The organism is Campylobacteraceae bacterium (assembly GCA_013215945.1).
Taxonomy (GTDB): Bacteria; Campylobacterota; Campylobacteria; order Campylobacterales; family Arcobacteraceae; genus NORP36.
In genome coordinates this window covers 48,569-66,853 of the sequence record JABSOM010000005.1, presented here as the reverse complement: position 1 = coordinate 66,853, position 18,285 = coordinate 48,569, and the positions used below count along the sequence as shown (strand labels likewise).

Sequence of the window (18,285 nt, the reverse complement as noted above, 5' to 3'; positions counted from 1 at the left end):
CTTTTTTTACTACTAATCACTTCTTCGTTATCATTAATAATATTTATTATTACCCAATAACAAGAAGGATTTATAATGAACAAGTTTCTACTTGAACCCAAAGAGATGTTATTACATAAACATCACCTTAATAATAAAAACTATTCCAAAATTTATAACGAATCCCTCCTAAACAATGAAAATTTTTGGAAAAAAATAGCCAAAAGAATTTCTTGGTATCATGATTTTAATACTATAAAAGATGTTTCTTTTAAAAAAGAAGATTTACATATTTCTTGGTTTAAAGAAGGAGTTTTAAATGCCAGTGTGAATTGTATTGACAGGCACTTGCAAAAAAGAGCTTCTCAAACCGCGCTGATTTGTGAAGCAGATGAAGAGAACCAAGCAGAACACATAAGTTATAAACAACTGTATGAAGAAGTATGTGTTTTAGCCAATGCACTCAAAGACTTAGGCGTAAAAAAAGGCCACAGAGTTACTATTTATTTGCCCATGATAAAAGAAACTGTTTTTGCCATGCTTGCTTGTGCAAGAATTGGGGCTGTGCATTCTGTTATTTTTGGAGGATTTTCTTCTTTAGCTATTGCAAAACGCTTAAAAGATTGTAAATCACACTTTGTAATTACTGTAAATGAAGGACAAAGAGGTGGAAAAAAGATTGAATATAAAAATATTGTAGATGAAGCCCTAAAAATAAAAGGTGTCAAAGTAAAAACAGTTTTAGTCATAAAACACAAAAATACAAACGTATTTATGAATAAAGAAAGAGATATCTATTATCATGAAATTAAACACAAGTATGAAAAAATTTGTGAACCAGAACAAATGAAAGCAGAAGACCCTTTATTTATTTTATATACCTCAGGCTCAACAGGAACACCCAAAGGTATTTTACATACTACTGGTGGTTATATGGTGTATGCTTCTTTTACCCATGAAATGATTTTTGATTATAAAGAAAAAGACATTTACTGGTGTACTGCTGATGTGGGTTGGATTACAGGACATTCTTATATTGTATATGGCCCTCTTGCAAATGGGGCTACTACAGTCATTTTTGCAGGTATGCCTACGTATCCAAACCCATCAAGATTCTGGAAAATTGTAGAAGAACATAAGGTAAATATTTTATATACAGCACCCACAGTTCTTAGAACCTTAATGAAAGAAGGTGATGAGTATGTTAAACCCTACAATTTATCCTCTTTACGCGTTCTAGGAAGCGTAGGAGAACCTATTAATCCAAAAACCTGGCATTGGTATTATAATTACATAGGCAAACAAAATTGCCCTATTGTTGACACCTGGTGGCAAACAGAAACAGGTGGTATTTTAATAAGCCCGCAAGCTTATGCTACAAAATTAAAACCAGGCTGTGCAAGCGTACCTTTTTTTGGAATAAAACCCTTATTATTAGATGAAAATTCTAAGATTTTAACAGGCAGGGCAGAAGGTGATTTATGTATAAATAATTCATGGCCTGGGCAAATGAGAGGCATATATGGAAACAAAAAAAGATTTTATGAAACCTATTTTAAAACACATGAAAATAAGTATTTTTCAGGAGATCGTGCATATAGGGATGAAGATGGATTTTATTGGATAAGAGGAAGAGTAGATGATGTTATGAATATCTCAGGACATAGAATATCAACCGCCGAATTAGAATCAGCACTCGTTGCGCACGAAGCGGTGGCAGAAGCAGCCGTTGTTTCTTATGCTCATCCTATAAAAGGCGAAGCCATTTTTGCTTATGTAAGTTTAATGAAGAATGTTAACATAAAAAAGGATTTAAAAGAAGAGTTAAAATCTTGGGTAAAAGAACAAATAGGAAGTCATGCTAAACCAGAAATAATACAAATAAGCCCTGCTCTTCCAAAAACACGCTCAGGAAAAATCATGAGAAGAATTTTAAGAGAAATTGCCAATAAAAACTTTGAAAACTTAGGAGATATCTCCACACTTGCCGATTCTTCTGTGGTAGAAGATATCATTAATGTTTATAAAAAAGAAAACCTTTAAGATTTTCGTGTATAATTCTAAAAAATTAAAGGCATACTTTTATGAAACTTGGATTATTTATAGCCTTGGCAATTATTCTTTTTACAGGATTAATTCTTACTTTTTTGCTTGTTATTACAGGTAATGCCTAAAACTATAAAGAGATTTTTAATTAAAAATTTCTTTATCTAAAATACTTGTTAATTCTTTCACCCCTAAAACAGAGTGTTTAAATTGTTCTTTTTGTTCCACACTTAAATTCAATTCAACAATTTCTTCTAAACCTTTTTTTCCTAAAACAATAGGAACACCTGCAACAATATTACTATAATCATATTCACCTTCTAAGAGTACCGCACAAGGATAGATCTCTTTTGTATCATTTAAAATAGCATTAATCATTAAATATGTAGAATAAGCAGGGGCATAATAAGCACTTCCATTTCCTAAAGCAGCTACAATTTGAGCCCCACCTTTTCTTGTTTTATCCATGATTTCTAGAATTTCAACATCATTTAAAAATTCACTTAACTTTTTATTTTGTACTTTTGTATAATTAACTAAAGGAACCATAGCATCTCCATGCCCTCCCATAACAGATGTTTCAATTTCATTACAAGGAATATTGAGTTTTTTTGAAATAAAATGTGCCATTCTTGAAGAATCTAAAATGCCTGCCATTCCTATTATTTTCTCTCTTTTAAAAGAAGAAGCTTTTAGAGCAGTATAAACCATAGCATCTAAAGGATTTGAAACAATAATTATTACAGCATTAGGGTTAAACGCTATTGTTTCTTTTATTACTGATATCATTATATTTGCATTGGTTATTAATAAATCATCTCTGCTCATTCCAGGTTTTCTTGGAATTCCAGCTGTTATTACAACGATATCACAAGTGTTAAATTCTTTTGCTTCTTTTGCAGAGCTAACTTTTGTTTTTGAATTACTAGCAGCGCTTGCTTGAGAGATATCTAAAGTCATTGCTTCAAGAATATTTTCTCTTATATCTTTTAAAACAATTTCATCGCAAATATTTTTACTGGCTAAAATAAAAGCCAAAGTAGCACCTACATTACCAACACCTACTATTCCTACTTTTTTAATCATTGCCTATCCTTTTGTAAATTTTAATTTATTAAATTATATTATATTTTAAAGTTATTTTTAATATAATGAATTGATTTGAAACAAGGTAAGTACTTTTTCTTTGGAGTAAAATTTTAACGTAAGAAGTATTTTTTCTTTTGTTTTATCAAACAATTTATTTAAACCCACACACTTTATGGAGAATTATTATGTTAGAAAGTAAAAAAATTAGGCTTTTAATACCTATATTAATCGGAATTTTTGTTGTTTTATTACCAACGCCTGAAGGCCTAAGCACAAATGCCCATCAGTTTTTTGCAGTATTTTTAGCTGTAATTATTGCCTTAATTCTAGAACCTATTCCAGCTGCTCTCATTGGACTTGTTGGTGTTATATTTTCAGCATCTTTTGGGCTTGTTGAAACGACAGCTAAAGCCAACAGAGATTGGGCTTTAAGTGGTTTCTCAAATGGTGTAATTTGGCTGATTTTTGCAGCATTTATGTTTGCCCTTGGTTATCAAAAAAGTGGTTTAGGAAAAAGAATTTCTCTTTTATTGGTTAAAGCTTTAGGAAAAACATCTTTAGGTCTTGGTTATGCAGTAGCCTTTGCAGATGGAATTTTAGCTCCTTTTATGCCTTCAAATACAGCAAGAAGTGCAGGAACCATTTTCCCAATAGCTATTAATATTCCACAAATGTTTGATTCAACACCTGAGCATGAACCAAGAAAACTGGGTGCTTATATCTCGTGGGTAGCAATAGCTGCTACTTGTGTTACCAGTTCTATGTTTTTAACAGCACTTGCACCCAATCTTTTAGCCGTTTCTTTAGTTGAAAAAAATGCAGGTATTATTATTGAATGGGGAGAGTGGTTTTCTACTTTAGCAATCATTATGATTCCTTTGTTTTTAGCTGTACCTTTGTTGGCATATATAATCTACCCTCCTACACAAAAAAAATCTCCCGAAGCTCCTGCATGGGCAGCTAAAGAGTTAGATAAAATGGGAAAAATCACTAAAAATGAACTCTTAATGTTAGGTCTTGGTACCTTAGCTTTAGTATTATGGATTTTTGGTAAACAATTCTCTATTAATGGAACAACGGCCGCTTTATTGGTTTTGTGTTTATTGGTTTTAACAAATGTAATTACCTGGAATGATGTCATTACTAATAAAAATGCTTTTAATGTATTCATTTGGTTTGCTACTTTAGTTACTATGGCAGCTGGACTTAAAAAAGTTGGTTTTTTAGCTTGGGCAACAGGCTTAATTTCTACAGGTCTTGAAGGTTTTGAACCGCTTAGTATTGCTTTGATTTTATTATTTTTGTTTTTTATCTTTCATTATTTTTTTGCAAGTGTTACTGCACATACGGTTGCTTTATTGCCACTGTTTTTAGCAGTAGCTTCAAGTTTATTACCAAGTGAGATGCTGCAACCTCTTTCAATCTTATTTGTAGGTTCCCTTGGACTTATGGGAATAATTACACCTTATGCAACAGGACCTTCTCCTATTTGGTATGGGGCTGGTTATATTCCACAAGCAACATGGTGGAGATTAGGAGCAATCTTTGGAGCTATTTATTTAGGTGCTTTAATTTCCTTAGGTTTTTTCATTCTTTAAGTAAGTCTATAATAAACGAAAAGAAAACTCTTTTCGTTTATTTTTTTATGTTTTTTAAGTATTAATGCTACTTATGCAATAATATTTAAATTATATATATAAAGAAATACCATGTTAATACAAAACAAATTCCTAAAATATTTTTCAATTGTTTTTTGTTTTATCTTTATATCTTATTTGCTGTATATGATTTATCTGTCATTTTTTATAGTTAAAAACCAATTCCTTGATTTAGGAGATTCTACTTATGTGAATCAAGTAAGAATGGATGATTATACAAAAAGATTAAGTTTTCATCTAAGCAAAGGCTGCAAAAAAAATGAATTATGTGAAGTACAAAGTTTTCTTGATTTAGTTACAAATATTCCTTATAAAATAAATGAAAGTATTGCAAGAAGTTCAAAACATGTTATCAAACAAAATTATGGCGATTGTGATGATAAAAGCAATCTTTTAATCTCACTTCTAAAAGCAAAAAACTATGAAGCGTATTTTGTTTTAGTACCCAAACATATCTTTGTTATTGTACATTTAAAAAATAAACTTAAAAATAAAAAAGCGCTTTATGTAAATAAAAAAGCTTTTTATATTCTAGAAAGCACAGCTACAAATTCGAAAATAGGTTTTAGATTTAAATATAATTTTGATGAAATAGAAGCCATTATAGATCCTTTTAAAAACAAAAAACTGCTTATAAAAAGTCTGGAATATAAATAGTTATTTATACATAGAAACTATTTCTTTTATATCTTTTGGCGTAGTTTGACAACATCCTCCAATAAATCGAGCCCCTTCTTTATACCAAAGATCTGACATTTTGGCATAACTTTGACTATTTTTACTTACTTTCCATGATTTATCATTTGCATCGTAAATATCTCCACTGTTTGCATAAACAAGGATTATTTTACTTGAGACTTTTTTGATCTCTTTTATAAGGGATTGGGCATATTTAGGAGAGGTACAATTAATTCCAATAGCAGTAATAAAAGAATATTCTTCAAGATATTGTGCACATTCTTTTATTGTTTCTCCACTGTTTATATGTAAAGAATCTTTAGCACTAAAACTAATCCAAGCATTTATATTCTTTTTGTTTTTTAATAAATTAACATAAGCTTTTGCTTCTTTTAAACAAGGAACGGTTTCAAATGCAAGAAGGTCAGGTTTGGCTTCAAGTAAAGTATTCAGCCTTTTTTTATGAAATTCTTCCAGTTCTTTTTGATTTAAAGAATAATCTCCCCTAAACTCAGAACCATCTGCTAAAAATGCACCATAAGGACCAATTGATGCAGCAACAAGAGCTTTATTTGTATGTTCACTGTTTTTATTGAAGTATTCATCTCTTGCTTCTTTAGCCAAAGAAACAGATAATAAAAGCATTTTTTTAGCTTCGTTTTCATTAAGTCCTTTTTTATAAAATCCTTCATATGTGGCTTGGTAACTTAAGCTTGTTATACAATTAGCCCCTGCTTGCAAATAATCCTCATGTACTTCTTTAATGGCTTTTGGATTAGAAATTAAAAACATTGCAGCCCAAAGCTCATCGTTTACATCATAACCCTTGCGTTGAAGTTCTGTTCCAGATGCCCCATCAAGCACTATAATTTTTTGTTTTTCCAAGAGGGTTTTAAGTAGGTTCATATAATATTCGCTTTTTTAAAATTTATTTTAAACTGCATATAAAGTCTTAGTTTAAAACAGTTTCTTTGGTTATAATTATAGAATAATGAACTTAAGTATAGGACAAATATGAAGGCTTTAACGCAACAAATAAATTTTATAATGGAAATAGATAAACTCAAAGCAGTTTATCGTCAAACTACGGTAAAAGAAGATAATAACAGACAAGAAAACTCAGCAGAACACTCTTGGCATATAGCACTAGCAGCCATAATTCTTCAAGAATATGCAGGCAAAACAATAGATATTTCACGTGTTATTCAAATGTTATTAATTCATGATGTTATAGAAATAGATGCAGGAGATTTATTCGCTTTTGAAGATCAAAAAAATCAAGAAGAACAAGAAATAAAAGAAAAAAAAGCAGCAGAGCGTTTATTTTCTCTACTGCCACAAAATCAAGCAAAAGAATTTAAAGATTTATGGTTTGAATTTGAAGACTGTATTAGCGCCGATGCCTGTTTTGCAAAAGCCATTGATAGAATCTTACCATTATTTATTAATATGAGAAATGAGGGAGGATCGTGGGTTAAACACCGTATTTCTAAATCTCAGGTCTTAAAAAGAAATCTTTATTTAAAAGAAGCTTCGCCTAAATTGTGGGATTATGTACAAGAAGAAGTACAAGAAGCGGTAAAAAACAGCTGGTTAGAAGATAAATAAATCTTTAAAAGATTTATTTATCTATTTATTTAAAGTACCTTTTTTTAAGTAACGTTTTAATTTAGCAATTATCATATCAACAGCTATTTTATTTTCCCCACCACGTGGAATAATAATATCAGCATATCGTTTAGAGGGTTCGCAAAATTCTAAGTACATTGGTTTAACCGTAGTTAAGTACTGATCACGTACACATTCAAAGGTTCTATCTCTTTCATTGATATCACGTTCAATTCTTCTTAAAAGCATCTCATCCGCATCTGTATCAACAAATATTTTTACATCTAAGAGTTCTCTTACTTCAGGAATTGATAAAATTAAAATTCCCTCAATAATAATGATTTTTTTAGGAGAAATACTAACACTTTCTTCTTTTCTTAAATGTGTCGTAAAATCATAAATAGGTCTTTTTATGGACTTGCCTTTTTTTAAGGCTTTTAAATGTTTAACCAATAAAGAAAACTCAATAGAATCAGGATGATCAAAATTCACCTTAGCTCTTTGTTTTATTGTTGTATTCTTTAGTTCTTGATAATATGCATCCTGCTCTACTAAAGCTGCATCTCCACCTCTAAATGCTTTTACTAAATTGTGGGCAACAGTAGTCTTTCCAGAGCCACTTCCACCAGCAACACCCACAAAAATGCAGTCTTTCATATTCTATCCTTATATGTATTTTTCGCATTATATCTAAAATTACATATGTTTGTTTTTAAAACTTAAGTCTAAATTAGATAATAAGCATGCTCTTAATAATCAGTAACATTTATTAAAAAATACGGAAAAAAAACAAAAGAATTCCTTCATGTATAGATAAACAGACTTCTAAATTTATACTTTATAACAAATATTTATCCACGTCATAATGGTTTACTTCTGAATCCATTACAAACCAAAAAAGAGGTATTACCACAAAAAACAATGCAATAAAAAAACCATAAGCATTAAACAATACCACAATTACGGGAAGCATTAAAGCAAGCACAAAAACATATGCCAGTGTTATATCAGAAAGATATTTCATAATATATCCTTTCATTCATTATTAAGTTTAACAAAAATTCTTAAAAAAACAGAAGTGTTTTTTTAATTAGTTTTTACTTTAAAACATTTTGTAATAAACTATAACAAAGGCTTTTATTATGAAAAATACTTTTTTAACACTTTTTTTACTATTTTTATTTGCAAGCACTTCTTTTGCCCAAAATAATACAAACTACACTCTTGAGTTAATTATAAGTTCTTTGAATAAACCCTGGTCTTTTGTATTTATATCCAAGAACAAAATTTTAATCAATCAAAAAAATGGTGAAATGTTACTTGTAGATTTAAAAACAAAAAAAAGAAAAAACATTAAACATAATTTACAAATTGATTCAAGGGGCCAAGGAGGACTCTTGGACTTGAAAAAATCTCCTTTTTTCAAAAAAGATTCTTACCTTTATCTTACTTATGTGCAAAAAAATACTTCTTTTTTAAGCCTTGCTAGAGCCAAATATAAAGAGAACAGCCCTCTTATTTTTCATGATATTTTTATTAGCACTACAAAAAGTAATACAAACAGACATTTTGGTTCACGTATCGCTTTTGATGAAAACAATCATATTTTTATTAGTTTAGGAGACAGAGGAGAAAGAAAAAATGCACAAAATTTATTAAATCATGCAGGAAGTATTATTCGTCTTAATTTAGACGGAAGTATTCCTTCTGATAATCCTTTTGTAAACAACAAGAATGTTTTAGATGAAATCTATTCTTATGGACACAGAAACCCTCAAGGACTTTTTTATGATAAAAAAAGAAAACTCTTATTTTCAAATGAACATGGGCCAAGAGGAGGAGACGAAATTAATATAATAAAAAAAGCAAAAAACTATGGCTGGCCTCTGGTCTCGTATGGAAAAGAATATTATTCTTTATCTTTTGTAGGAGAAACAAGAAGAAAAAAAGGCATGGAAGATGCAATCAAAGTATATATCCCATCAATTGCACCCTCTTCTTTATTACTTTATTCTGGAAAAATATACAAAGAATGGAAAAATAATTTATTTTCAAGTGCGCTTGTTTTAAAACATATTAACCGTATTGTTTTAAATAAAGAAATGAAAGTTCTTCAAGAAGAACGTTTATTTTTAGAGCTAAATGAACGCATTAGAGCTTTAGTAGAAGATGAAAAAGGATATATTTATTTTTCAAGCGACCAAGGAAATATTTATAAAATCATAGAAAAATAAATGTTAAGAAGAACAGTAGAATAAGCATTTAAGGCTTGAATGAAATTTATATATAATTTAAGTAATGTACTTTAAAATAATAAGTATAATTTTATAATCATTATATTAACATTATTATCCAATTCAAAATAAAGGGTAATTAATGTTTAATAATTTAAAATTAACAACTAAATTTGCGCTTTCAATGGCTTTATCACTGTTTTTTATGGTTTTAATTTCCTTGTCCTCTTATATTGGCTTTAACACTATTTCAGATGAATTAGAGGAAATCTATCATTACCAAATCCCCATAAACAAACTTATTTCACAACTTGAAAAAGACATTTTAAAAGAAGAAATTCTTACGTATAATTTAATTATTGAAAGTAAGAATACGAAAAGTAAGCAGTTTTTAAAGATTAAAGAAAATATGAGAATATTAGAAGAGGAAACCAATAAAGTAATTCTAGAAGCAAAAGTTTTAGTCAAACAAGCTATTTCACATAATGCAGACCTAAAAACCAAAAATACTTACGAACTATTTTTAAAAGAATTAAATGTTTTAGAAGTAGAACAAAATGTTTTTAAAAAAACCCTACATCTATTTGAAAACGATTTAAAAACAAACAATGTTCACAATATTGAAGAAGAAAAAAAGTTATTACATAAAGAATTAGATGAAATGGATACAAATATTCAGATATTAAGCCATCAAATGGAAGCACTTCTTGAACTCTCATCTAAAAAAGCAGAAGCAGATGAACAACTCATTTTAAAGATAATTGCTATTATTGCTATAATTGCTATTCTATCCTCAGTATTAATCACTCTTTATTTAAGTAGAAATATTTCTCAAGCTATAAAAGATTTTCAAGAAGGTTTGTTTGATTTTTTCAAATATTTAAATAAAGAAAAAAACGATATAAAACTTCTTCATGATAAAAATAACGACGAATTAGGAAATATGTCAAAAAAAATAAATCTTCATATTAAAAATACCAATAAAATAATAGAAGAAGACAGAAGTTTTTTAAAAGATGTTAATAACATAGTAAGTCAAGTAAAAAATGGTGTTTTAAATAAACGTTTAAACAAAACAACTCAATCACAAAACCTAGAAGAGTTAAGAATCTCTTTTAATGAAATGTTAGAAAGTTTACATACTAATGTAGGTGAAAATACCAACAGCATTTTAAATGTATTGGAGCATTTTTCAAAATTAAATTTTATGCATCAGGTAAAAAGTGATAAAGGGAAAATCTCACTTGCACTAAATGAAGTAAACAAACTTATTACTAGTATTTTATACTCAAATATCAACAATGGTCTCATTTTACAAGACAATGCAAACAAACTTTTAAGCAATACCCTCTTATTAGACGAATCCTCCAGTGAAGCAGCCATATCATTAGAAGAAACTGCAGCCGCTTTAGATCAAATCACTGCAAACATACAATCAAATACGCAAAATATTACGAAGATGTCTAATAATACGCAAAAACTAGAAGAAGCTACGAATAAAGGAAAAGAACTTGCCACTTCTACCATGCAAGCAATGAATCAAATTAATACACAAGTGAATGAAATAAACACAGCCATTGAAATTATTGATAAAATTGCTTTTCAAACCAATATATTGTCATTAAACGCAGCCGTTGAAGCAGCAACTGCTGGGGAAGCAGGAAAAGGTTTTGCTATTGTGGCACAAGAAGTAAGAGATTTAGCATCACGTTCAGCACAAGCAGCTAAAAAAATTCAAAACATTGTTAATAATGCAAACATAAAAGCCAAAGAAGGAAAAAAAGTAGCCCAAGACATGATAGAGGGCTTTGATAACTTAAATGAAGATATTTCTGATACCATTATATTAATAAAAGAGATAGAACACTCTTCCCTTGAGCAAACAAACGCTATTGAACAAATTAACGATGCTGTGTCTACTCAAGATCAACAAACTCAAAAAATAGCCCAAGTTGCTTCTGCGAGTAAAGAAATCGCAGAAAAAACATCTATTATCTCAAAACAAATTGTTGAAGAAGCCAATGAAAAAGAGTTTGAAGGAAAACATGCTCTTATAAAAAATGCATCCATTAGAGTACAAAGTATTAATATGGATTATAAAGGAGATGAAAAAAGAACCATAGAAAAAAGCTTAAAATATGATTCTAATCATCAACTGGAACAAAAAAAGAACAAAGCGATATAAGCACTTTTGTTTAAAGATAAAATCATAAGTATTTAACATATATTTTTAACAAAAAGGTTCTGCTTTATTTATCCAATAAAATATCGGCTTTATTTCGTAAGTTCTTTTTATATAAGAATTCTTTTTCTCTTTTAGAGAATTCTTCTTTTTTATTTGTTTTTTTTTCTTTATTTTCTTTTTCTTTTTCTTTATTTTTAAATAAGGTAAGTACTAAATACGCAGAAAAAACAATATTAAACAAAATAATGCACCATTTAACAATAAGCAGAACCTTCAAATACTGCAATTGTTTGCTTATTTGTAAATACTCAACAATATCCCCATAAATCGCATTGGAAAACAAAGTGATGCTTAATAAAAGAACAATAAGTAAAACTCTTTTTCTAAACTTATATAAATAATACCAAAACAGCGCCGATTTAACTTGTTTAAACATCTATAACCTTAAATAAAAACGTTTAATCCAAGTGCAGCAAGAGCCAACAACAAAGATTTTGTTTTTAATTCATCAATAATTTTACGCTCTTCATCACTTATTATGATTTCTAATTCTTCATTCGTATAATCATCAAATGTTTTGTGTACTAAGGCTAGTCTGGCTTTTGTAGACAGGACTGCATTTTCTCTGATTTTTTCTTTGATTTTATCTTTTAGTGTAGTACTTTTGATTTTTGAGTAATCAAAAGCTTTGTCCATATTTTCTTTTATTATTGATTTAAGACTCATACCTATCCATTGTTTTTCTTTAGTATAACATCTTATTATTAATAGTAAAAAGGATTTGTAGTTCTGCATGTATATTATTTTTATTAGGGAAGGAGTATTTTATGCTAAAGCTAAGAACCTAGTTCTTAGCTTTTATTGTTTTTATTCTTCAATGAAATAAAAACTTAGTTTTCCTGCTTGTGCATCGTAGTTTTTACTTTTTGTATCTTTATATGAAAGAAAAATTTCTTACGAACTGGCTGTTGTAAGGATATTAATCTCCCCTTATTTCATAGGATTTATTAAAGTTTTCTAGAATGTAAAGCCTCAAACTAGTTCAGTAGATATTGCATCTAATAAATTTTTTAAGCTTTGCACAGTTATTTTTACACTAGCAGGTAAATCCATAGATTTATTTCCCTCTAAATTCTTTTGTATTTACATCTGCAACAATTGCATCCGCAATATCTGCTGTTCGTTGAGCAATATCATTACTTTTACTTGCAATTTTTACATTTTCTTGGGTTTGATAATCTAAGCTATTAATCGCATCATTGATTTGTTCAATTCCAAGTAATTGTTCTTTCGAAGCACTTGATACATGTTTAATTAAATCATCTGATTTAGTAATACTTTCATTTAACCCAATGTAAGCCTCGATCATTTCATTGGCAATATTTTTTCCTTCATTGGCTTTTATATTTGCTCTTTCAACCAAAGCTTTAATTTCATTTGCAGCTTCAGCACTACGTGAAGCAAGATTTCTTACTTCTTGAGCAACCACTGAAAAACCTTTTCCAGCTTCACCTGCTGTTGCAGCTTCAACTGCAGCATTAAGAGATAAAATATTCGTTTGAAAGGCGATTTGGTCAATAATTGTTATGGCTTCATTTATATCACTTATCTCTGAGTTAATTTCATCCATGGCATTATTCGTTTTGTTTGCGAGTGCTTCTCCTTCACTTGCACAAGCACTTACTTCAGAAGCAAAAACAGAGATTTTTTCTATATTATTCGTATTGTTTCTTATATTTCCTGTTATTTGTTCAACTGCTGCTGCCGTTTCTTCAAGTGAAGCAGCTGCTAGACTTGAGTTTTTATTTAAATCATCTACATTTAACAATAAGGTTTTTGAACTCTCTACTAAAACATTACCATTGTCTTTATTTTTTAATAACATATCATTAATAATATCAGCCAGAGCATTCAAACCCTCGGCTGTTTTACCCTTAGAGTTTTGAATTCTATGTCTAAAATCCAAGTGTTGATAACTTTTTAATGATATTTGTAAATCTTTAATATTTTCACATACTTCATTCCCAATGACTTCAATCATTTCATTAATAATAATTTTCAGTTCTTCTAAACTTTTATTATTTGTATTTAATTTTATTTCTTGTTTTAAATCACCATTTTTAATATTTTCTACAACTGCTTTTACTTCATTAATTAAAGCAATATCTTCTTCTATTAGTAATTTTGATTTTTCAATGTTTTCATCAACTATTTTAGACATTACACCTATTTCATCTTTTGAATCAATTCCAATTAATTGAACTTCCGTACTCTCTTTGTTCAGGTATTTAAAAAAGTCAATAAGTCCAATTTGAAAGGTATTAATTAATGATGAAATATTTCTTGGTATAAATATTGACAATAAAATAACCAGAACTAAAATAATAGATGAGATAATCATAACAACATTTTGAACATCTGAATTTAACGTAGCTACCATTGGTCCAATTCTATCTTGCTCTTTTTTAATAGCCATTTTTACATCTTCTGAAAGTTTGGAAATGTTTTTTCCAATCACAGTTAAGCCTTCATTAACAAGTGCATTTCGTTTCGCAATAATTGTAATTATTTTATTTACACCTTCTTGATATTTATCTATAAGATATATAGCTTTATCAATTTCTTTTGCATAAGATGTTTTGTGGTATTGTTCAATTTTACCTTTTAAGGTTAGGAATTCATTTGCTATTCTTTTAGAATATTTAAGCTCATTAGAAGCCAAGTATTTACTTGTATAAAGCCTTGCAAGCAGTAGTGTTCTGATATTTTGAGCAATTGATAAAGAAATTTCAAGTTCATAATTAACTTCTGCATCGTCCATAACTTTTGTTAAATATTGTTCTATTAGTTCCCCATTTACATTTAGGTTCTTAGTCACAATGTCATCTATTTGATCCATAAAAACGGTTACTTCAAAAAAATTGTTTTTATACTTTAAAAGGTCGTCTTCTATGATATTAAAAAGTTTTTTTCTTGATTCTTCTTTTATCTCAGATTTTGCTTTTTTAACAAAAGAGACCGCTTTTTCAAACTTATGATTAAAATCTTCAATATTTTTTTTATCAGATTCTGTTAAATAATTTTTAACTGACATTCTAATTATAAACATATTTGATTGAATTTTTTGTGCTAAAGCACTGTCATTTGCCATCGATCGGTAGTTCGTAAAACCATTAGATATTTCTTTAATACTTGAAATACTTATTATGCTAAGTATTAATATTAACACGGCAATAGAAACAAAACTAGCTATTAATTTTGTTTTGATTGTAAAATTATTCATTCTTCTTCCTTAGACAGATTAATAGAAAATACAAATGTGAAATTATTATTTATTCACTAATTCTAATAGTAAATTTAAAAAATATTTGTTCCCTTATTGTAGATATTTTTATGATATATCATTAGTATATCAAATATATATTTCTTTTATATTAAAAAAAACTTAAATTATATATTCTAATGCTGTTGCTTATTTTTATAAGTAAACTAAAAAATAACAAAAATATTCGGAGAAAAGGAGTGTGTTCTTATTTAATAGTATAGTTTAGGATAATAGTATTTATCGGGCAAGAAAGAGAAATAAGACAGTTATTTCTCTAATAAAACATCTGCCTTGTTTCTTAGTTTCTTTTTATATAAAAGTTATTTTTCTTTTTTTGAAAATTATTTTTCTTTTTTTATTTTCTTTTTTTACCTTGTGTTTTAATTTTCGAGTAAACAAAATCTTTATCCATATTTTCTTTTATTATTGTTTTAAAACTCATAACAATCCATTGTTTTTCTTTAGTAAAACATCTTATTATTAATAAAAAGGATTTATAGTTCTGCTTGTATCTTGTTGTTTTTAGGAGAGGAGTGTTTTAGAAAAGAGCTAAGAACCTCGTTCTTAGCTTTTATTATTTTTATTCTTCAGTGAAATAAAAACTTAGTTTTCCTGCTTGTGAATCGTAGTTTTTGCTTTTTGTATCTTTATAAGAATCTATAATTTCTCTTGCTTTAATAAAAGAACTGGCTGTTGCAATGATTTCTTTTTTATCTTCATTTACAATAACACCTTTATCATTACTTTTTTTAAATGCTTTAGCTCTATCTATGTCTTTAAAGGTACATTTGATAATATCGATCTCTCTTTTTACATCAATTCTTGCTTTTTTCTTTTCATCATCAAAACGTAATATACGGTTCCCATTAGAAGAAATTTTCATTGTTTTTGCACTTAGAATATCTTCACATGTTTCAAGTATTACATACTCTTTTCCATTAATTAAGATTTCATCATTTTTCAATAATTTAATCTCTTTGATACTCGTTTTTTTACCCTTAGCCATTAATGCCCTTTAGTTTTTCCACATTATAGCTAAATTTAAGCTACTAAGCCAAAGATTAAGACTACTTAGCCTGCCTTTAATCCAAGATTTTTTTTATTAAGCTATACTAATATTATTAAAATAAAAGGAGATACAATGGCAAAAGGTAAAGACGTTCAAAAATCAGTTAAAAAAGCACCTGCTAAATCATTAAAAGAAAAAAGAGCAGATAAAAAAGCGAAAAAAGATTCATAATATTTAAAGTTTGGGGGACGAAACTACTGTCCTCCAAATTTATTTTAAATATTAAGTACTGGTTTTATACTCAGGAACAAGTACAGCAAAACCTTCTGTAATTTCATTTCTTAATTTTTTTAGCTCTTTTGATTCAAAACAATTATAAAAATCCTTCGCATCCTCCATACTTTTAAACTTATACATCACCATATTTGAATAAGCAGAACCTTCTAATATTTGGGTAGGACTAGCAACTACTAATTGTGCAGAATATTTTTTGATAATTTCTAAAGACAAGGGTCCCAATTCATTTATTTTATCTCTGTTCGTAATGTTATAATTGTAAATTATATATGCGCTCATTTACATCCTTTTTATACTTAATATTCCCAACTTTTATATGTATCGTTTTCATTTTTCATATCTTCATATAAACAAACCATTCTATGTAAAAACCAGCTTTTTCCAAAATAAGTAATAAGAGTACCTAAAATAACTCCCCAAATAGAATAATATGTTGTTGCCCAAATTGATAAAAGTAAACCAAAAGAGGAAATAATATTAAGCATTGTATTAAAGGAAGTATTATGATGGAAAGGAATAGGAATTTTATCTCTGTTTAAATAAATTCTTTCTCCTAATACTGCTTTTGATGCCCAGTTTTTGGTTGATTTGGCTTTTTTGAAAACAATAGGATTAAAAAACATCCAAAGCAAAGATAAAACAGCAGGAATTAAACACCACCAGCCTATCCATATACGACTCCAAAAAGAAAATAGAATAATAGGAAGAACAGAATACCTGCTCCAAACACTAAGAGGATTGGCATGTTTCATCCAGTTTTCATCACTCAAATTAAAAAAATTAGCAATTTTTTTCTCTAATGTCATTTTTTACCTTTTATAAAATAAATAAAACCCGTCTAAATACTTATTCTAATAGTTTTAAAACAGCGTTTATTTCCCCAGTTTCTAAAGAAAAAGAACTTATATCTAAGTCTTCTTTCATATGTTTTGTAGAAGTTGTTCCATTCAAAGGCGTGATATTTATTTGCTGTAAAAATCTGTAAAATATTTGAGCCGATGTTTTTTTATACTTAGTACACAAAATAAGAACTTCCCTCGAAGCTAAGATATGTGGATTAGCACTCAAAGACCAAAAACTTTGGTAAGAGATATTTTTGTTTTTACAAAATTCCCTTATTTTTTTGTCATAAGACGAATCCGCGTAAAATCTGTTTTGTAAAACTTTGGGTTTTATTTTTGCTATATCATATAAATAAGAAAGTGTTTGAATATCATAACAATTACAAAGGCCAAGTTGTTTCACCTGCCCTACTTCTACATATTCTTCCATTGTTCTATAAACACTTATAAAATCTTTCATAGGAGAAAAAGGAGAATGAATTAAATACGAATCAATACAATCCACTTTTAGATTCTCTTTTGATCGTATAAACGATTTTTCAAGTTGTATAATGATGTTATCAGAGCTTAAATAAGGCATATTGTCTTGATCTTGTCCATTAATAGGGGTAAACTTTGTTTGAATAAAAACATCTTCTCTCTTAAGACCAGTTAAGAAAGCTTCTTGCAAAGCAAGACCCACTAAATCTTCTCTGTAATGTCTGGGTTGACAAGCGGTATCAATAGCTCTAAAACCAAAAGTTAGAGCTTCTTTTACAAGTCTTGTTGTTTCTTCTTTTTTCCAAGCCGTTCCATATATCATCTTTGGCATGTTTTCCCTTTTTATACAGTTAATAAAGCAGTATAACTGGATTAATACTGTTTTTATTCTTGATTTTGATTCAAGCCCAAATTTTTTTGTTTGATTTTACTTAAACCTAAAGATACGATACGATGTGATTCTTTAATGTATTCTTCTAATTCTTCATCTATTTCTTGTGAGTTATCAATTTTTTGGATCCATTTCATGCCTCTGTTTGCAAAATATGGAGCTGGTTTATACCCTTCTAAATCACTTAAAAAATAAAAATCCTCTGCAGAGGTTTTAAAAGTAAAAGCTTCTTTGTTTTTGTTGGTAAACCCCCCAACAGCAAAAACTTTATCTGCCACTTTCCATACATGAGACCCACCCCATTGATTGACATAAGAAGTAGCTATTAAAGAAGAACAAAATTTATTAAACGCTTCATAATTCATACGTATTTCTTTCTTATGTAGATTTATTTATGGGATATTTTAACTGTTTAAAGATTAATTTTCATCTATTAATATAACAGTTAATCTTTAAAAAAGTGA

At 28.5% G+C, this 18,285-nt stretch carries 18 protein-coding genes; 6 read left to right on the top strand and 12 right to left on the bottom strand.

Annotation, left to right across the window (positions count from 1 at the left end):
• Nucleotides 1-75: 75 nt before the first annotated feature.
• Nucleotides 76-2,022 (top strand): acetate--CoA ligase, encoded by a 1,947-nt coding sequence (gene acs, locus HRT41_06570; GenBank protein NQY23679.1) that lies wholly within the window; start codon nt 76-78, stop codon nt 2,020-2,022.
• A 147-nt stretch (nt 2,023-2,169) separates the two neighbouring features.
• On the opposite strand, the gene HRT41_06565 is transcribed toward acs, so the two are convergent.
• The gene (locus HRT41_06565) at nt 2,170-3,111 is read right to left on the bottom strand and encodes a malate dehydrogenase (GenBank protein ID NQY23678.1); all 942 of its coding nucleotides are present in this window, start codon (nt 3,109-3,111) and stop codon (nt 2,170-2,172) included.
• A gap of 188 nt (nt 3,112-3,299) precedes the next feature.
• Between HRT41_06565 and HRT41_06560 the strand changes: the two genes are divergently transcribed.
• Together HRT41_06560 and HRT41_06555 are read left to right on the top strand one after the other, a co-directional pair.
• Entirely contained in the window at nt 3,300-4,712 is a 1,413-nt protein-coding gene (locus tag HRT41_06560; protein ID NQY23677.1) for a DASS family sodium-coupled anion symporter, read from the top strand.
• 249 nt (nt 4,713-4,961) lie between these two features.
• Nucleotides 4,962-5,429: a hypothetical protein gene (locus HRT41_06555; protein ID NQY23676.1), complete on the top strand. Its 468-nt coding sequence runs from the start codon at nt 4,962-4,964 to the stop codon at nt 5,427-5,429.
• On the opposite strand, the gene mmuM is transcribed toward HRT41_06555, so the two are convergent.
• Nucleotides 5,430-6,356: a homocysteine S-methyltransferase gene (gene mmuM / locus HRT41_06550; GenBank protein NQY23675.1), complete on the bottom strand. Its 927-nt coding sequence runs from the start codon at nt 6,354-6,356 to the stop codon at nt 5,430-5,432.
• Between the two features lie 108 nt (nt 6,357-6,464).
• Here mmuM and HRT41_06545 point away from each other — a divergent pair, with 108 nt between their 5' ends.
• On the top strand, nt 6,465-7,058 hold the full coding sequence (locus tag HRT41_06545; GenBank protein NQY23674.1) for an HD domain-containing protein: 594 nt from the start codon (nt 6,465-6,467) through the stop codon (nt 7,056-7,058).
• A 21-nt stretch (nt 7,059-7,079) separates the two neighbouring features.
• On the opposite strand, the gene udk is transcribed toward HRT41_06545, so the two are convergent.
• Nucleotides 7,080-7,715: a uridine kinase gene (gene udk / locus HRT41_06540; GenBank protein ID NQY23673.1), complete on the bottom strand. Its 636-nt coding sequence runs from the start codon at nt 7,713-7,715 to the stop codon at nt 7,080-7,082.
• A 181-nt stretch (nt 7,716-7,896) separates the two neighbouring features.
• Nucleotides 7,897-8,082, bottom strand: coding sequence for a hypothetical protein (locus tag HRT41_06535; protein ID NQY23672.1), 186 nt, complete (start codon nt 8,080-8,082; stop codon nt 7,897-7,899).
• A 118-nt stretch (nt 8,083-8,200) separates the two neighbouring features.
• Here HRT41_06535 and HRT41_06530 point away from each other — a divergent pair, with 118 nt between their 5' ends.
• Nucleotides 8,201-9,292, top strand: a complete 1,092-nt coding sequence (locus HRT41_06530; GenBank protein ID NQY23671.1) for a PQQ-dependent sugar dehydrogenase — start codon at nt 8,201-8,203, stop codon at nt 9,290-9,292.
• Nucleotides 9,293-9,434: 142 nt separating this feature from the next.
• Nucleotides 9,435-11,477, top strand: a complete 2,043-nt coding sequence (locus HRT41_06525; protein ID NQY23670.1) for a hypothetical protein — start codon at nt 9,435-9,437, stop codon at nt 11,475-11,477.
• Nucleotides 11,478-11,541: 64 nt separating this feature from the next.
• Here HRT41_06525 and HRT41_06520 read toward each other — a convergent pair whose 3' ends face one another.
• The 8 genes from HRT41_06520 to HRT41_06485 form a co-directional block, all read right to left on the bottom strand.
• Nucleotides 11,542-11,913, bottom strand: coding sequence for a hypothetical protein (locus HRT41_06520; protein NQY23669.1), 372 nt, complete (start codon nt 11,911-11,913; stop codon nt 11,542-11,544).
• Nucleotides 11,914-11,921: 8 nt separating this feature from the next.
• The gene (locus tag HRT41_06515; protein ID NQY23668.1) at nt 11,922-12,203 is read right to left on the bottom strand and encodes a hypothetical protein; all 282 of its coding nucleotides are present in this window, start codon (nt 12,201-12,203) and stop codon (nt 11,922-11,924) included.
• Nucleotides 12,204-12,594: 391 nt separating this feature from the next.
• The gene (locus HRT41_06510) at nt 12,595-14,760 is read right to left on the bottom strand and encodes an MCP four helix bundle domain-containing protein (GenBank protein ID NQY23667.1); all 2,166 of its coding nucleotides are present in this window, start codon (nt 14,758-14,760) and stop codon (nt 12,595-12,597) included.
• A 622-nt stretch (nt 14,761-15,382) separates the two neighbouring features.
• A complete protein-coding gene (locus HRT41_06505) occupies nt 15,383-15,808 on the bottom strand; it encodes a hypothetical protein (protein NQY23666.1) in 426 nt (141 codons plus the stop codon).
• A gap of 285 nt (nt 15,809-16,093) precedes the next feature.
• Nucleotides 16,094-16,387 (bottom strand): DUF1330 domain-containing protein, encoded by a 294-nt coding sequence (locus HRT41_06500; protein ID NQY23665.1) that lies wholly within the window; start codon nt 16,385-16,387, stop codon nt 16,094-16,096.
• 17 nt (nt 16,388-16,404) lie between these two features.
• Complete coding sequence (locus tag HRT41_06495; GenBank protein NQY23664.1) at nt 16,405-16,914, bottom strand: hypothetical protein; 510 nt, start codon at nt 16,912-16,914, stop codon at nt 16,405-16,407.
• Nucleotides 16,915-16,954: 40 nt separating this feature from the next.
• Nucleotides 16,955-17,761: an aldo/keto reductase gene (locus tag HRT41_06490; protein ID NQY23663.1), complete on the bottom strand. Its 807-nt coding sequence runs from the start codon at nt 17,759-17,761 to the stop codon at nt 16,955-16,957.
• A gap of 53 nt (nt 17,762-17,814) precedes the next feature.
• On the bottom strand, nt 17,815-18,186 hold the full coding sequence (locus HRT41_06485; GenBank protein ID NQY23662.1) for an MmcQ/YjbR family DNA-binding protein: 372 nt from the start codon (nt 18,184-18,186) through the stop codon (nt 17,815-17,817).
• Nucleotides 18,187-18,285 lie beyond the last annotated feature (99 nt).

Bases quoted from the DNA above. Each gene is read 5' to 3' on its own strand.
- HRT41_06545 (NQY23674.1), top strand. From the start codon at position 6,465: ATGAAGGCTTTAACGCAACAAATAAATTTTATAATGGAAATAGATAAA.
- HRT41_06495 (NQY23664.1), bottom strand. From the start codon at position 16,914: ATGACATTAGAGAAAAAAATTGCTAATTTTTTTAATTTGAGTGATGAA.
- mmuM (NQY23675.1), bottom strand. From the start codon at position 6,356: ATGAACCTACTTAAAACCCTCTTGGAAAAACAAAAAATTATAGTGCTT.
- HRT41_06525 (NQY23670.1), top strand. From the start codon at position 9,435: ATGTTTAATAATTTAAAATTAACAACTAAATTTGCGCTTTCAATGGCT.
- HRT41_06515 (NQY23668.1), bottom strand. From the start codon at position 12,203: ATGAGTCTTAAATCAATAATAAAAGAAAATATGGACAAAGCTTTTGAT.
- HRT41_06520 (NQY23669.1), bottom strand. From the start codon at position 11,913: ATGTTTAAACAAGTTAAATCGGCGCTGTTTTGGTATTATTTATATAAG.
- HRT41_06560 (NQY23677.1), top strand. From the start codon at position 3,300: ATGTTAGAAAGTAAAAAAATTAGGCTTTTAATACCTATATTAATCGGA.
- HRT41_06490 (NQY23663.1), bottom strand. From the start codon at position 17,761: ATGCCAAAGATGATATATGGAACGGCTTGGAAAAAAGAAGAAACAACA.
- HRT41_06485 (NQY23662.1), bottom strand. From the start codon at position 18,186: ATGAATTATGAAGCGTTTAATAAATTTTGTTCTTCTTTAATAGCTACT.
- HRT41_06505 (NQY23666.1), bottom strand. From the start codon at position 15,808: ATGGCTAAGGGTAAAAAAACGAGTATCAAAGAGATTAAATTATTGAAA.
- HRT41_06510 (NQY23667.1), bottom strand. From the start codon at position 14,760: ATGAATAATTTTACAATCAAAACAAAATTAATAGCTAGTTTTGTTTCT.
- HRT41_06500 (NQY23665.1), bottom strand. From the start codon at position 16,387: ATGAGCGCATATATAATTTACAATTATAACATTACGAACAGAGATAAA.
- acs (NQY23679.1), top strand. From the start codon at position 76: ATGAACAAGTTTCTACTTGAACCCAAAGAGATGTTATTACATAAACAT.
- HRT41_06565 (NQY23678.1), bottom strand. From the start codon at position 3,111: ATGATTAAAAAAGTAGGAATAGTAGGTGTTGGTAATGTAGGTGCTACT.
- udk (NQY23673.1), bottom strand. From the start codon at position 7,715: ATGAAAGACTGCATTTTTGTGGGTGTTGCTGGTGGAAGTGGCTCTGGA.
- HRT41_06535 (NQY23672.1), bottom strand. From the start codon at position 8,082: ATGAAATATCTTTCTGATATAACACTGGCATATGTTTTTGTGCTTGCT.
- HRT41_06530 (NQY23671.1), top strand. From the start codon at position 8,201: ATGAAAAATACTTTTTTAACACTTTTTTTACTATTTTTATTTGCAAGC.